The 17,128-nt window shown below is 76.8% G+C and carries 1 protein-coding gene; it reads left to right on the top strand.

Annotation, left to right across the window (positions count from 1 at the left end; genetic code table 11):
* The first annotated feature begins 9 nt into the window (after window positions 1–9).
* Window positions 10–17,061 (top strand): type I polyketide synthase, encoded by a 17,052-nt coding sequence (locus tag ABZ495_RS22010; protein WP_359837598.1) that lies wholly within the window; start codon window positions 10–12, stop codon window positions 17,059–17,061.
* The last annotated feature ends 67 nt before the right edge of the window (window positions 17,062–17,128 follow it).

Raw genomic sequence — 17,128 nt, 5'->3', positions numbered from 1 at the left:
CGCGGTAAGGTGCGCCCCGATCTGATCACCCCGCTCCCGGTCATCCTCCGGGAGAACGCGGTCCGTTTCACGGACAAGATCGCTTTCGAGGACGACCGGCACGCGGTCACCTACGGAGAGCTCGAAGCACGGACGCGGAGGCTGGCCGGTCACCTGGCCGGCCTCGGCGTCCGGCGCGGGGACCGGGTGGCACTCTGCCTCGGCAACTCCGTCGCCATGGTGGAGGGCTATCTCGCCGTCGTGCGGGCCGGCGGCATCGGTGTGCCGGTGAACCCGCGGGCGACGGCGGCCGAGACCGAGTACCTGCTGACCGACAGCGGCGCGGTCTTCGCGCTGACCGACACCGGTCACGCAGAAACGTTCCTGCGATTGCTGCCGGCCCCGGCCGGTGCGTCCGGCGTGCTGGTGGCCGGCCCGGCCCCGGCCCCGGCGGGCACCCTCTCCTTCGACGAACTCGCCGTCACCGAACCCGTCACCGAGGCCCCCGACGACCTCGGACTGGACGAGGTGGCCTGGATGTTCTACACCTCGGGCACCACCGGCCGGCCCAAGGGCGTGCTGTCCACCCAGCGCAACTGCCTCTGGTCCGTGGCCTCCTGCTACGTGCCCGTGCCGGGCCTGTCCGAGCACGACCGGGTGCTGTGGCCGCTGCCGCTCTTCCACAGCCTCTCGCACATCGCCTGCGTGCTCTCCGTCCCGGTGGCCGGCGCCACCGCCCGGATCATGGACGGCAGTTCCGCGGACGACATCCTGACCGCGCTCCGCGAGGACCGCTCCACCTTCCTCGCCGGCGTCCCCACCACCTACCACCACCTGGTCACCACCGCCCGGCGGACCGGTCTGTCGCTGCCCGACCTGCGGATCGGGCTGGTCGGCGGCGCCGTCACCGGCTCCGAACTGCGCCGCTCCTTCGAGGAGGGCTTCGGGGTGCCGCTGGTCGACGCCTACGGGAGCACCGAGACCTGCGGCGCGATCACCATCAACCCGCCGGACGCCGCCCGCGTCGAGGGCTCCTGCGGCCTGCCCGTGCCGGGCGTCGGCGTGCGGATCGTCGACCCGCGCACCGGCCTCGACGTCGCGGCCGGCGAGGAGGGCGAGGTCTGGGTCAGCGGACCGAACGTCATGGTCGGCTACCACAACAGCCCGGAGGCCACCGCCGCGGCGGTGCGGGACGGCTGGTTCCACACCGGCGACCTGGCCCGGCGGGACGAGGACGGGTACTTCACCATCTGCGGCCGCCTCAAGGACCTGGTCATCCGCGGCGGCGAGAACATCCACCCCGACGAGGTCGAAGCCGTCCTGCGCACCGTCGAGGGCGTGGCCGACGCCGGGGTCGCCGGGGTGGCGCACGACACGCTCGGCGAGGTGCCCGTCGCCTGGGTGGTCCCCGGGCCGGCCGGCCTCGACACCGCCGCGCTGATCGACCGCTGCCGCGAGCGGCTCTCCGCGTACAAGCTGCCCGAGCGGGTCTACGAGGTCGCCGGGATCCCCCGGACGGCCTCCGGGAAGATCGTCCGGCGCCTGCTGGCCGAGCAGCCCGCCCGGCTGCGCTACGCCGCCGACGGACACCATGACGCCCTGCTGGCACCGGCCTGGGTGCCGGCGCCGCCCGCACCCCCGGCGGCCGCCGGAACAGCCGCACCGGGCTGGGCGGTGGTCGGCCCGGCCGACGCGCTCGTCACCGGCCTGCGGGCCGCCGGTCTCGACGTCCGGCACCACCCCGACCTCGCGGCCCTGGACGCCGCCGTGGCCGCCGGCGAGCCGGCTCCCGGCGTGACCCTGCTCGACCCGGTGGCCACCGCCGCCGAGGGCCGTTCGTCGGCCACCCGGCCGGTCCCGGCCGGGGCCCGGCTGGTCCTGCTCACCCGCGGCGCGGTGACCGCCACCGAGGGGGACGCCGCGCCCGACCCCGCGGGCGTCCCGCTCTGGGCCGTCGCGCGCTCCGTCCAGGCCGGCAGTGACCGTCCCGAGGCCGTGACCGCCCTCGATCTCGACGCCCGGCCCGGCGCCGAGGTGTCCGCCCCGGAGCTGCTGGCCGCGGTCGCCTCCGGTGAACCCCAACTCGCCCTGCGGGCCGGGCAACCGCTGGTCCCACGACTGCTCCCGGTGCCGGTCGCCGACCGTCCGCTCGGCGCCGGCCCGGCCGGACTCGGCGCGACCGTGGTGGTCACCGGGGCCGACACCCCGGCCGGCGCCGCTCTGGTGCGCCACCTGACCACCGCGTACGGGGTGGAGCGGTTGCTGCTGGTCGACGCGCCGGATGCGGGCGAGCCGCTGGACGCCGACCTCCCCACCGGGCTGGACCTCTCCCGGGTGACCGCCGACGGCACGGACCGGGCCGCACTGCGGACGGCGCTGGCCGGCCTCGGCCACCCGGTCACCGCCGTCGTGCACGCCGCCGGGGACCAGGCCCTCGCCCGGGCCCTCGACGAGCTCACGGCCGACACCGGGCTCACCGCCTTCGTCGCCGTCACCGGCACCGCCGCCGTGCTCGGCTCCCCCGGGGCCCCGGACACCGCCGTCGCCGAGGCGCTGACGGAGGCACTGGCGCACAGCCGCCGGCTGCGCGGGCAGGCCGGCTCGGCCCTCGCCTGGAGCACCGGCTACCCGGTGGCCGACGCCGCCGAGGAGGCCGGGGCCCGGCACCTGCGGGACGGGCTCGCCGCCTTCGACCTGCTGATCGAGACCGGCGCCCCGGCGCTGGTGGCGCTGCGGACCGGCCCGCTCGACCCGGACGGCCGGGTGCCGGCGGTCCTGCGCGCCCTCGCGGCCACGCCGCCGCCCGCCGCCCGGCCCGACGAGACCGTCACCGCCGACCTGCGCGCCCGCCTGTCGGGCCTGGACGAGCGGGCCCAGCTCGCCCTGCTCGAAGAGCTGGTCCGCACCCAGGCCGCCGCCGTGCTGAACCGGCCCGGCACCGGCGCCGTCCCGGCCGGGCAGGCCTTCCGCGACCTGGGCCTCACCTCGCTCGCCGTCGTCGAACTGCGCGACCGGCTGACCGGGAGCACCGGGCTTCGCCTGCCCGCCACCGTGAGCTTCGACCACCCGACGCCGGAGGCGCTGGCGGCCCACCTGCGGGCCCGCGTCCTCGGCCTGCGGGAGGCCCTGGAGCCGGCCGGCCGGGCGGTGCCCGCCGATCCGGACGAGCCGATCGCGATCGTCGGCATGGCGTGCCGCCTGCCGGGCGGTGTGACCGGCCCGGAGGAACTGTGGCGGCTGGTCCGCGAGGGCCGGGAGGCCCTGTCCGGCTTCCCGGAGGACCGTGGCTGGGACTTGGACGCCCTGTTCTCCGGCGATCCGGAGCAGGCCGGCACCTCCACCGCCGACCGCGGCGGGTTCCTGCGCGACGCCGGTCTGTTCGACGCCGGGTTCTTCGGCATCAGCCCGCGGGAGGCGCTGGCGATGGACCCGCAGCAGCGGCTGCTGCTGGAGGCGTCCTGGGAGGCGATGGAGCGGGCCGGTATCGACCCGGCCGGTCTGAAGGGCGCGGACGTCGGGGTGTTCTCCGGCGTCATGGGCCAGAGCTACGGCGCGGGCGGCGCGGCGCCGGCGGAGCTGGAGGGCTTCACCGCCACCGGTACGGCGTCGAGCGTGGCCTCGGGCCGGGTCTCCTACGTGTTCGGGTTCGAGGGCCCGGCGGTGACGGTGGACACGGCGTGCTCGTCGTCGCTGGTGGCGATGCACCTGGCCGCGCAGGCGCTGCGGCGCGGGGAGTGCTCGCTGGCGCTGGCCGGCGGCGCGACCGTGATGGCGACCCCGGACACTTTCGTGGAGTTCTCGCGGCAGCGGGCGCTGGCGACGGACGGCCGCTGCAAGTCCTACGCGGACGCGGCGGACGGCACCGGCTGGGCCGAGGGCGCGGGCGTCGTGGTGCTGGAGCGGCTCTCCGAGGCGCGGGCCAACGGGCACCACGTGCTGGCCGTGCTGCGCGGCAGCGCGGTGAACCAGGACGGCGCGTCGAACGGTCTGACCGCGCCCAACGGCCTCTCCCAGCAGCGGGTGATCCGCAAGGCGCTGGCCAACGCGGGCCTGTCCACCGCCGAGGTGGACGTCGTCGAGGGGCACGGCACCGGCACGGTGCTGGGTGACCCGATCGAGGCGCAGGCCCTGCTGGCCACCTACGGTCAGGACCGGCCCGCCGAGCGGCCGCTGCGGCTCGGCTCGCTGAAGTCCAACATCGGCCACACCCAGGCCGCCGCCGGGGTCGCCGGTGTGATCAAGATGGTGCAGGCGCTGCGGCACGGCGTCATGCCGCCCACCCTGCACGTGGACGCGCCGTCCACCCAGGTGGACTGGTCGCTCGGCGCGGTGGAGCTGCTGACCGAGGCCCGGGACTGGCCGGAGACCGGGCGCCCCCGGCGGGCCGCCGTCTCCTCCTTCGGTGTCAGCGGCACCAACGCGCACCTGATCCTGGAGCAGGCCCCCGAGGAGGAGCCGGCCGAGGTCGAGGCCGGCCCCGCGGGTGTGCTGCCGCTGGTGGTCTCGGCGAAGAGCGCGGCCTCGCTGGCGGGCCAGGCCGGGCGGCTGGCGCCGTTGGTGACGGCCGGCGATCGGGCGGCCCTGGCCAGTGCGCTGGTCACCCGGCGGGCGCTGCTGGACGAGCGTGCCGTGGTGGTGGCCGGCACCTCGGAGGAGGCGCTGGCGGGGCTGGCCGCGTTGGCGCGCGGGGAGTCGGCGCCGGGGTTGGTGACGGGCAGTGTGTCCGGCGTGGGCCGGACAGTGCTGGTGTTCCCGGGGCAGGGTTCGCAGTGGGTCGGGATGGGGCGTGAACTGCTGGACGCCTCAACGGTGTTCGCGGAGCGCGTCGCGGAGTGCGCCCGGGCGCTGGAGTCGTTCGTCGACTGGTCGCTGGCGGAGGTGCTGCGCGGCGAGGCTCCGGCCGAGCTGCTGGACCGGGTGGACGTGCTCCAGCCGGCGAGTTTCGCGGTGATGGTCGGTCTGGCCGCCGTCTGGGCGTCGGTGGGTGTGGTGCCGGACGCGGTGGTCGGGCACTCGCAGGGTGAGATCGCGGCGGCCTGCGTGGCCGGTGCGCTGTCGTTGGAGGACGCCGCGCGGATCGTGGCGGTCCGCAGCCAGGTGATCGCCGGGAGCCTGGCCGGGCGCGGTGGGATGGCGTCGGTGGCGCTCTCCGAGAGCGAGGCTGTCGAGCGGCTGGTGCGCTGGGCGGACCGCGTCGAGGTCGCGGCCGTCAACGGCCCGGCCTCGGTGGTCATCGCGGGTGACGCCGAGGCGCTGGACGAGGCGCTGGAGGTCCTGGCGGCCGACGGGGTGCGGGTGCGTCGGGTGGCAGTGGACTACGCCTCGCACACCCGTCATGTGGAGGCGATCGAGGAGACCCTGGCGGAGGCCTTCGCGGACATTCGCAGCCAGGCCCCGCTGGTGCCGTTCCTCTCCACCGTCACGGGCGAGTGGATCGACGAGGCGGGCGTGCTGGACGGTGGGTACTGGTACCGCAACCTGCGCGGTCAGGTCCGGTTCGGCCCGGCGATCGCCGCGCTGTTGGACCAGGGTCACACGGTGTTCGTGGAGTCGAGCGCGCACCCGGTGCTGGTCCAGCCGGTCAGTGAGATCGTGGACGAGGCCGGGGGCGAGGCCCTGGTCACCGGGACGCTGCGGCGGGACGAGGGCGGCCTGCGCCGCCTGTTCGCCTCGATGGCCGAACTCTTCGTCCGCGGCGTGGCCGTGGACTGGACGGGCGTGCTGCCCACCGGCACCGCCCGCGTCGAGCTGCCGACCTACGCCTTCGACCACCGGCACTACTGGCTGCGGACCACCCGGGCCACCGACGCGGCCTCGCTCGGCCAGGCCGCCGCCGACCACCCGCTGATCGGCGCGATCGTCGGTGTGCCCGGCTCGGGCGGCTTCATGACCACCTCGCGGTGGTCGCTCGGTGCGCACCCGTGGCTCTCCGAGCACGTGGTCGGCGACACCGTCCCGGTACCCAGCGCGGCGCTGGTCGAGCTGGCCGTCCGGTTCGGCGACGAGGTCGGCACCCCGACCGTCGCGGAACTGACCGTCGACCGGCCGGTGGTGCTCCCGCTGCGCGGGGGGCGCGCCGTCCAGATGACCGTCGGAGCGGCCGACGACACCGGGCGGCGCGCTGTCGGGGTGTACTCCCGCGCGGACGACGCGCCGCTGGACGCGGAGTGGACGCGCCACGCCCACGGCACCCTGGCACCCGCCCCGGCGGACACCCGGACCGCCCGGCCCGCCGACGGCCCGGTGGCCGAGGTCTCGCTGGACGACGCGGCCGGCCCCGCCGACCGTTTCGGCCTGCACCCGGCGCTGCTGGACGCCGCCGTGCGCACCGCCCTCCCGGAGGGCGCGTTCGCCGCCGAGTGGCGCGGGGTGACCCTGCTGGCCTCGGGCGCCACCGAGCTGCTGGTCCGCACCTCCGGGACGACGGACGAGGGGGCCCGGCTGGAGCTGAGCGACCCGACCGGTGCGCCGGTGCTGATCGCCGATGCCGTCCTCGCCCGGCCCTACGCGCCGGAACAGAACGGTTTCGCAGGGGAGTTGACGCAGGACGCGCTGTTCCGGCTGGAGTGGTCCGAACTGCCGCTGCCCGCCGTGGCAGAGGCCGCCCCCGGTACCGCGACGATCGCGACCGCCGGGGACGTCGAGACCCTCGCCGCGTCCGACGGTCCGGCCCCGGAGGTGCTGCGGTACGCCGTGGAGCACCCGGGGGGTGACCCCCGGGCCGCCGTGGCCGCCGCGCTGGCCGTCCTCCAGGCCTGGCTGTCCGCCCCCGCGCTGGCGCAGTCCCGGCTGGTCGTCTCGGTCGGCGGGGACGTGACCGACCTCGCGACCGCCGCCGTGTCCGGTCTGCTGCGCTCGGCGCAGTCCGAGCACCCGGACCGCATCGTGATCGCCGAACTCGACGACTCCGCCGCCGTGTTGCTGCCGGCCGTGCTGGCCAGTGGCGAACCGCGGGTGCGGGTCCGGGCGGGTCTGGCCGAGGTGCCCCGGCTGGTCCGGGCCACCGTCCCGGAGCGCACCACGGGGACGCCCGGAGCCGGGACCGCCGAAGCCGGGACGCCCGGAGCCGAGGCGCCCGGAGCCGGGACCGCCGCGGGCCTCGACCCCGCCGGGACCGTCCTGGTCACCGGCGGGACCGGGACGCTCGGCGCCCTGGTCGCCCGGCACCTGGTCACCGCGCACGCCGCCCGCCACCTGCTGCTGGTCAGCCGCCGCGGCCCCGCCGCCGAGGGCGCGCAGGCGCTGCGCGAGGAACTCGCCGCGCTGGGCGCCACCGTCACCGTCGCCGCCTGCGACACCGCCGACCGCGCCCAGCTCGCCGCGCTCCTCGCGGCGGTACCGGCCGAGCACCCGCTGACCGCCGTCGTGCACACCGCCGGCGTCCTGGACGACGGCGTGGTCACCGCGCTGACCCCGGACCGGGTCGACACCGTGCTGCGGCCCAAGCTGGACGCCGCGCTCCACCTGCACGAGCTCACCCGGGGCCTGGACCTCGCCGCCTTCGTGCTGTTCTCCTCGGCCGCCGGCGTCCTGGGCAACCCCGGCCAGGGCAACTACGCGGCGGCCAACGCCTGCCTGGACGCCCTGGCCGAGCTGCGCCGCGGGCTCGGCCTGCCCGGCGTCTCGCTCGCCTGGGGCTACTGGAGCCAGGCCAGCGGCATGACCCGCCACCTCGGCACCGCCGACCTCCGGCGCACCAGGCGGCTGGGCATGGCCGGGCTGTCCGACGCCGAGGGGATGGCCCTGCTGGACGCCGCCCTGCGCGCCGGCGCCGGGACGCCCGCCGCCCTGGTGGCCGCCAGGTTCGACCTGCCCGCCCTGCGCGCGGCCGCCCGCAGCGGCCCCGTGGCACCGCTGCTGCGCGGCCTGGCACCGGCCGGACGGCGGACCGTCCGCGCCGCCGCCGGCCCCGACACCGGCTCCCTGCGGGACCGGCTCGCCCGGCTGGGCGAGGCCGAGCGGACCGAGCAACTGGTGGCCCTGGTGCGCCGGCACGCCGCCGAGGTGCTCGGCCACGCCGCCCCCGACGCCGTCCGGGCCGACCGGGCCTTCAAGGAGGCCGGTTTCGACTCGCTGACCGCCGTGGAGCTGCGGAACCGGCTGGCCTCCGCGAGCGAACTCACGCTCTCCTCGACCATCGTCTTCGACTACCCGAAGCCGGTCGCCCTCGCCGAGCACCTGCGCGTCAGGCTGTTCGGCAGCACCGCCCCGGACGGCGCCGGGACGGGCCGAGCGAGCGCCGCGGCCGTCGACCCCGACGAGCCGATCGCGATCGTGGCGATGTCCTGCCGCTTCCCGGGCGGGGTGCACAGCCCCGAGGACCTCTGGCGGCTGGTGGCCGACGGGGTCGACGCCGTCACCGAGTTCCCCGAGGACCGCGGCTGGGACATCGAGCGGCACTACGACGCCGACCCGGACAGCGCGGGCAAGACCTACGTCCGCCACGCCGCCTTCCTCGACGACGCCACCGGGTTCGACGCCGGCTTCTTCGGCATCTCGCCGAACGAGGCGCTGGCGATGGACCCGCAGCAGCGGCTGCTGCTGGAGACCTCCTGGGAGGCCTTCGAACGCGCCGCGATCGACCCCACCGGCCTGGGCGGCCAGGACATCGGCGTCTTCGTCGGCGTCAACAGCCACGACTACACCGTGCGGATGCACCAGGCGGCCGGCGTCGAGGGCTTCCGGCTCACCGGCGGCTCCGGCAGCGTCCTGTCGGGCCGCGTCGCCTACCAGTTCGGCTTCGAGGGCCCGGCCGTCACGGTCGACACCGCCTGCTCCTCCTCACTGGTCGCCCTGCACCTCGCGGCCCAGGCGCTGCGCCGGGGCGAGTGCTCGATGGCGCTGGCCGGCGGCGTGATGGTGATGGGCAACCTGGAGACCTTCGTGGAGTTCTCCCGGCAGCGCGGGCTGGCCCCGGACGGCCGCTGCAAGGCCTTCGCGGACGGCGCGGACGGCACCGGCTGGGCCGAGGGCGTCGGCGTGCTGCTCGTCGAGCGGCTCTCCGAGGCGCGCCGGCGCGGCCACCAGGTCCTGGCGGTGATCAGCGGCAGCGCGGTCAACCAGGACGGCGCGTCCAACGGTCTGACCGCGCCGAACGGGCTCTCCCAGCAGCGGGTGATCCGCACGGCGCTGGCGAACGCGGGCCTCTCGCCGGCCGAGGTGGACGCGGTCGAGGCGCACGGCACCGGCACGGTCCTCGGCGACCCGATCGAGGCGCAGGCGCTGCTGGCCACGTACGGGCAGGACCGTGTGGACGGGCAGGAGCCGCTCTGGCTCGGCTCGGTCAAGTCGAACATCGGCCACACCCAGGCCGCGGCCGGGGTGGCCGGGGTGATCAAGATGGTGATGGCCATCCGGCACGGCGTCCTGCCCCGGACGCTGCACGTGGACCGGCCCTCGACCCATGTGGACTGGTCGGTGGGCGCGGTCGAGCTGCTGACCGAGGCCCGGGACTGGCCGGAGACCGGCCGCCCGCGCCGCGCGGGGGTGTCCTCCTTCGGCATCGGCGGGACCAACGCGCACGTCCTGGTGCAGCAGGCGCCGGCCGACGCCGCCGCCGTGCCGGAGCCCGCGCCGCCGCAGGACCCGACCGACGCCGCCCAGGCGCCGCCCGTGCTCGTCCCGGTGCCGGTCTCGGCCAGGTCGGCGGCCGCGCTGCGCGGCCAGGCGGGCCGGCTCGCCCGCTTCGTCGACGACCGGTCCGACGTCCCGCCGGCCGGGACGGCCCACGCGCTCGCCACCGCCCGGGCCGGGCTCGACCACCGCGCGGTGCTGCTGGCGGGTGACCGCCGGCAGCTGGCCGACGCCCTGCGCGCCCTCGAAGCGGGCACGCCCGACGCCACGACCGTGGTCGGCAACGCCGCCGCCGCCGACGGCAGGCTGGCCTTCCTCTTCACCGGGCAGGGCAGCCAGTGGGCCGGGATGGGCCGCCGCCTCGCCGAGGCCTTCCCGGTCTTCCGGGACGCCTTCGCCGCCGCCTGCGCCGCCGTCGAGCGGCACCTGGACGGCGCGTCGACGCGCCCGCTGCACGAGATCGTCTTCGCCGACCCCGGTACGGCGGAGGCCGCGCTGCTCGACGAGACCCTGTACACCCAGGCCGGTCTCTTCGCCCTGGAGACGGCGCTGTTCCGGCTCTTCACCTCCTGGGGCGTACGGCCCGACCTGCTGGCAGGGCACTCGATCGGCGAGCTCGCCGCCGCCCACGCCGCCGGCATCCTCGACCTCGCCTCGGCGGGCGAACTGGTCGCCGCCCGAGGGCGGTTGATGCAGGCACTGCCGGCCGGCGGCGCGATGGTCGCGGTGCGGGCGACCGAGGCCGACGTCGCGCCGCTGCTGGCCGGCGCGGCGGGCGTGGTCGGTGTCGCGGCGGTCAACGGCCCCGACTCGCTGGTGCTCTCCGGCGCCGAGGACGCGGTGCTCGCCGTCGCGGCCGAGCTGGCCCGGACCGGTCACAAGACCCGGCGGCTCACCGTCAGCCACGCCTTCCACTCGGCCCTGATGGAGCCGATGCTGGCGGAGTTCGAGGCGGTCGCGGCCAAGCTGAGGTACCGGCCGGGCAGCATCCCCGTGGTCTCCACCGTCACCGGCCGGCTCGCCGAGGAGGGGCACTTCGGGACGGCGGCGTACTGGGTCGACCAGGTGCGCGACGCCGTCCGGTTCGGCGACGCGGTCACCGCGCTGCGCGACCAGGGCGCCGCGACCTACCTCGAACTCGGCCCGGGCGGGGTGCTCACCGCGATGGCGCTCGGCACGCTCGGCGAGCGGCCGGCCGGCGGCTGCGTCGCCACCCTGCGCGGCGACACCCCCGACGACACCGCCGTCCTCACCGCGCTCGCCGAACTGCACGTGCGCGGCGTGGACGTGGACTGGCCCGCCGTCCTCGGCCGGCCGGTCACGGCGGTCGGCGCCGAACTGCCCACCTACGCCTTCCAGCACGAGCGGTACTGGGTCGAGAGCGGCGCCGCCGCGGACGCCGAGGCACTCGGTGCCCGCAGCACCGGGCACCCGCTGCTCGGCACCGTCGTCGACGTCCCCGGCGAGGACGGCGGCACCGGCGTCGTGCTCACCGGGCGGCTGACCCGGCGCAGCCGGGGCCTGCTGGTCGACCCGGCCGGCGCCGGTGACACCGCCGTCCCGGCGGCCGTGCTGCTGGACCTGCTCGTCCTGGCCGGCAGCGAGGCCGCCAGCGGCGCCGTCCGGCAGCTCACCGTGGCGACGCCGCTGGTCCTGCCCGGCCACGGGGACCTCCAGCTGCGGGTCTCGGTGGAGGCCCCGGGCACGGACGGCCTGCGCCGCGCCGGGGTGCACTCCCGGCCGGCCGGCCCGGAGCAGGGCCCGTGGGTCTGCCATGCCCGCGCCCTGCTGGCCCCCGGGCTGCCGCAGCCCGGCTTCGACCTGCGGGACTGGCCGTCCGCCGAGGACGCGGCGGACACCGGCGAGGCGGCGGACACCGCCGAGGCCGCGGACACCGCGTCCCCCGCCGCGAAGGTGGCCGGCGTCCGCAGGCTCTGGCAGCGCGACGGCGGGCTCCTCGCCGACATCGAGCTGCCCGCCGAACTCCTGGCCGAGGCGCAGGCGTTCACGCTCCACCCGGCACTCTTCGACACCGCGCTGAAGGTCCTCGCCGCGCACACCGGAGGCGACGCCGACGGGCGCGACCGCGAGCCGGCCGCCTGCGCCGAACTCGCCGTGTACGCGGAGGGCGCCGCCACCCTGCGGCTGCGGATCACCCCGGCCGAGGGCGGCCGCCACCTGCTGGAGCTGGCCGACGCGGAGGGCGAACCGGTCGCCACCATCGGGCCGTTGACGTCGGCGGGCACCGACGGGGCCACCCGTGCCGACGCCGTTCCGGCGGCCCCGGCGGACGCCCCGCTGGCCCGGCGCGTGGTGCGGCGCGGTGCGGCGGCCGGTGGTTCGACGGCCGCCCGCCTCGCCGACCTCGCCCCGGCGGAACAGCACCGCCGGCTGATGGCGCTGGTGCAGGAGAGCGCCGCCGCCGTCCTGGGCCACCAGGGCGCCGACTCCTTCGACGCCGGCCAGCCGTTCCGCGAGCTCGGCTTCGACTCGCTCAGCGCCGTCAAACTCCGCAACCGGCTGCAGGACTTCACCGGCCTGTCCCTGCCGACCAGCCTGGTCTTCGACTACCCGACCCCGGCCGCACTGGCGGACCACCTGCGCGGCGAACTGCTCGGCGAGCGGCCGGCGGACGGGCAGGCGGCCACGGCGGCCGCCACCGACCCGGACGAGCCGATCGCCATCATCGCCATGAGCACCCGGCTGCCGGGCGGCGTGAACACCCCCGAGGAGCTCTGGACCATGGTCGCGGAGGGGCGGGACGGGCTCTCCGCCTTCCCCACCGACCGGGACTGGGACGTCGACAAGCTGTACCACCCGGACCCGGCCCACCCGGGCACCAGCTACACCCGGGTCGGCGGATTCCTGCACGACGCGGCCCAGTTCGACGCCGGGCTGTTCGGCATCTCGCCGCGTGAGGCACTCGCCATGGACCCGCAGCAGCGGCTGCTGCTGGAGACCTCCTGGGAGGCGCTGGAGCGGGCCGGGATCGACCCGCTCTCCACCCGGGGCCGCGACATCGGCGTCTTCACCGGCATCGTCCACCACGACTACGTGACCCGGCTGCGGCAGGTGCCCGACGACGTGCAGGGCTACGTGATGACCGGGACGTCCTCCAGCGTCGCCTCGGGCCGGGTGTCCTACGTGTTCGGCTTCGAGGGCCCGGCGGTCACCGTGGACACGGCCTGCTCGTCGTCGCTGGTGGCGATGCACCTGGCCGCGCAGGCGCTGCGGCGCGGCGAGTGCTCGATGGCACTGGCCGGCGGGGCGACCGTGATGTCCAGCCCGGACGCCTTCCTGGAGTTCTCGCGCCAGCGCGGCCTCTCCGCCGACGGGCGCTGCAAGGCCTACTCGGCGACGGCCGACGGCACCGGCTGGGCCGAGGGTGTGGGCGTCGTGGTGCTGGAGCGGCTCTCCGAGGCGCGGCGCAACGGGCACCGGATCCTGGCCGTACTGCGCGGCAGCGCGGTGAACCAGGACGGCGCGTCGAACGGCCTGACCGCGCCCAACGGCCCCTCGCAGCAGCGGGTGATCCGCCGGGCGCTGGCGAACGCGGGCCTGAGCGCCGCCGAGGTGGACGTGGTCGAGGGCCACGGCACCGGCACCTCGCTGGGCGACCCGATCGAGGTCCAGGCCCTGCTGGCCACCTACGGCCAGGACCGGCCCGCCGACCGGCCGCTGCGGCTCGGCTCGCTGAAGTCCAACATCGGCCACACCCAGGCGGCGGCGGGTGTCTCCGGCGTGATCAAGATGGTGGAGGCGATGCGGCACGGCGTGATGCCCGCGACCCTGCACGTCACCGAGCCGACCCCGCAGGTGGACTGGGCGGCGGGCGCCGTCGAGCTGCTCACCGAGGCGCGGGAGTGGCCGCGCGACGGCCGGCCGCGCCGCGCGGCGGTCTCGTCGTTCGGTGCGAGCGGGACCAACGCGCACGTGATCCTGGAGGAGGGCCCCGAGCCGGTCCCGGCGGGGCCGGCCGACGGGCCCGCGCCGGACGCGGTGGTGCCGCTGGTGGTGTCGGCGCGGAGCGCCGCCTCGCTGGCGGGCCAGGCCGGCCGGCTGGTGGCCTTCGTGGAGTCGGCGCAGGCCGCGCCGCTCACCGGAGTCGCCGGGGCACTGATCGCGCGGCGGGCGGTGCTCGCCGAGCGCGCGGTGGTGGTGGCCGGTTCGCGGTCCGAGGCGCTGGCCGGGCTGGCCGCGCTGGCCCGGGGCGAGCGCAGCCCCGCCGTGGTGACCGGGACCGCCGCGTCCTCCGGCGGACCGGGCCGCACCGTGCTGGTCTTCCCGGGACAGGGTTCGCAGTGGGTCGGGATGGGGCGTGAACTGCTGGACGCCTCCCCGGTGTTCGCCGAGCGGGTGGCGGCGTGCGCCCGGGCGCTGGACCCGTTCGTCGACTGGTCGCTGGTGGACGTGCTGCGCGGGGACGCGCCGGCCGAGCTGCTGGACCGGGTGGACGTGCTCCAGCCGGCGAGCTTCGCCGTGATGGTCGGCCTGGCCGCCGTCTGGGCCTCGGTCGGCGTGCTGCCGGACGCCGTGCTGGGCCACTCGCAGGGCGAGATCGCGGCGGCCTGCGTGGCCGGTGCGCTCTCCCTGGAGGACGCCGCGCGGATCGTCGCGGTGCGCAGCCAGGTGATCGCCGGCAGCCTCGCCGGGCGCGGCGGGATGGCCTCGGCGGCCCTCTCCGAGGCCGACGCGCTGGTCCGGCTGGCGCCGTGGGCGGACCGGGTGGAGGTCGCCGCGGTCAACAGTCCGACGTCCGTGGTGGTGGCCGGTGACGCCGAGGCGCTGGACGAGGCGCTGGAGGTCCTGGCGGCCGACGGGGTCCGGGTGCGCCGGGTCGCGGTGGACTACGCCTCCCACACCCGCCACGTCGAGGCGATCGAGGACACCCTGGCGAAGGCCTTCGCGGACATCCGCAGCCAGGCCCCGCTGGTCCCGTTCTTCTCCACCGTCACGGGCGAGTGGATCGACGAGGCCGGCGTACTGGACGGCGGCTACTGGTACCGCAACCTGCGCGGCCAGGTCCGCTTCGGCCCCGCCGTCGCCGCCCTGCTCGGCCAGGGCCACACCGTCTTCGTCGAGGCCAGCGCGCACCCCGTACTGGTCCAGCCGGTCAACGAGATCTTCGACACCGCCGAGGACGACAGCGTCCGGCTGCGCGCCGTCGTCGGCGGCACGCTCCGCCGCGAGGAGGGCGGGCCGCGCCGGCTGCTGGCCTCGATGGCCGAACTCTTCGTCCGGGGCGTCGCCGTGGACTGGACCGGCATCCTGCCCGCCGGGGCCGACGCCCCGCTGGCGGAGCTGCCGACCTACGCCTTCGACCGCCGGCACTTCTGGCTCCAGGAGGGCGGGACGCCCGACGACGACGCCGCCTCGGCGGCCGAGGGCGCGGACGCCGACTTCTGGGCGGCCGTGGAGCAGACCGACCCCGACTCGCTCGCCCGGCTGCTCGACCTGGCCGCGGCCGACCAGCGCGAGGCGCTGCGCACGCTGACCCCCGTCCTGGCCGACTGGCGGGGCCGGCGGCGGCGCCGGTCCAGCGCCGAGAAGCTGCGCTACAACGTCACCTGGCGGCCGCTCGAACGCGAGGCCGTCGGTGTGCCGGGCGGGCGGTGGCTGGTGGTCGTCCCGTCCGGGCGACCGGCGGACGCACCCGTCGACGGCCTGCCGGCCGCGCTGGCCGCGCAGGGGCTCGACCTCGTCACCCTGGAGGTCGCGGCCGAGGAGACCACCCGTGCCCGCCTCACCGAACGGCTGACCGCCGTGCTGGCCGAGCAGGACGTGACCGGCGTGCTCTCGCTGCTCGCGCTCGACCCGGGGACCACCGGGCCGGACGTGAGCGCCACGGTGGCCACCCTCGCGCTGATCCAGGCGCTCGGCGACGCCGCGCCCGGCCGCCCGCTCTGGTGCCTCACCCGGGGCGCCGTGAACATCGGGATCCAGGACACCCTCACCGCACCGGCGCAGGCCGCGCTGTGGGGCCTGGGCCGGGCCGCCGCGCTGGAGTTCCCCGACCGCTGGGGCGGTCTGATCGACCTGCCCGCCGCGCACGACGCCCGGACGGCGCAGTACCTGCTCGGCGCGCTGAACGGCGCCGCCGGCGACGACCAGCTCGCCGTCCGCCGCTCCGGTGTCTACAGCCGCCGGCTGGTCCGCAAGGCCGCGCCGGAGCCCACCACGGGCGGCTGGCAGCCGAGCGGCACCGTGCTGGTGACCGGCGGCGCCGAGGGGCTCGGCCGCAACGCCTCGCTCTGGCTGGCGGAGTCCGGCGCGAGCCGGCTGATCGTCACCACCGGCCCCCGGACGGCCGAGGAGGACCTGGCCGGGCTGCGGGCGGAACTCGCCGCACTGGGCACCGGCACCACCGTGGTGGCCTGCGCCGACGCCGACCGGGACGCACTCGCCCGGCTGGTCGCCGAGGCGCCCGCGGACCAGCCGCTCACCGCCGTGCTGCACGCGGCCGACATGGCCTGGACCGGCTCCGTCACCGACACCGGCGCGGCGGACCTCGCCGAGGTCTTCGCCGCCAAGGTGGACACCGCCTTCTGGCTCGACGAGCTGTTCGCCGACACCCCGCTCGACGCGTTCGTCGTCTTCTCCTCGATCGCCAGCGTCTGGGGCGGCGGCGGGCAGGGCGTCTCCGGCGCGGCCAACACCGTGCTGGACGCGCTGGTCGAGTGGCGTCGCGGACGCGGCCTGCGGGCGACCTCGATCGCCTGGGGCGCCCTCGACCAGGTCGGCGCCGGGATGGACGAGGCGACCCTCGCCCAGCTGCGCCGCCGGGGTGTCCTGCCGATGGCTCCGCAGGTCGCGATGACCGCCTTCGAACAGGCGGTGCGGGCGCACGAGAAGTTCGTCACGGTGGCCGACATGGACTGGGACGCCTTCATCCCGGCGTTCACCTCCGTCCGGGCCAGCCCGCTCTTCGCCGACCTCCCCGAGGCCGACGCCGCGCTGCGGGCCTCCCAGCCGGACAGCGGGAACAGCGACACCACCTCCTCGCTGGTGGACTCGCTGCGGGCCGTCCCGGAGGCGGAGCAGGGCCGGATCCTGCTGAAGCTGGTCTGCGGCCACGCCGCGACCGTCCTCGGCCACAGCGGCGCCGAGAGCATCGGCCCGCTGCAGGCCTTCCAGGAGGTCGGCTTCGACTCGCTGGCCGCCGTCAACCTGCGCAACAGCCTGCACGTCGCCACCGGCCTGCGGCTGCCCGCGACCCTGATCTTCGACTACCCCACCCCGGACGCCCTCGTCGGCTACCTGCGCGCCGAACTCCTGCGGGACACCGGCGACGACCTCGACGGGCGGGAGGACGACCTGCGGCGCGCGCTCGCGGACGTCCCGTTCGCCCGCTTCAAGGAGGCCGGCCTCCTGGACACCCTGCTCGCCCTCGTCGAGACCGAGGACGCCCCCGCGCCCGACGCGGCGGCCGAACCGGCCGAGGACGACGCCGACCTGATCGATGCCATGGACGTCGCCGACCTGGTGCAGCGCGCCCTCGGCCGGAACTGACCCGGACGCCCGGCGACCACCGGTTCCACCCCGAACCGCCCTGAACTGCCCTGAACCGCCCCGATGA

It is taken from the genome of Kitasatospora sp. NPDC005748, assembly GCF_040630735.1.
Taxonomy (GTDB): Bacteria; Actinomycetota; Actinomycetes; order Streptomycetales; family Streptomycetaceae; genus Kitasatospora.
This window is presented reverse-complemented; position numbering and strand designations above follow the sequence as displayed.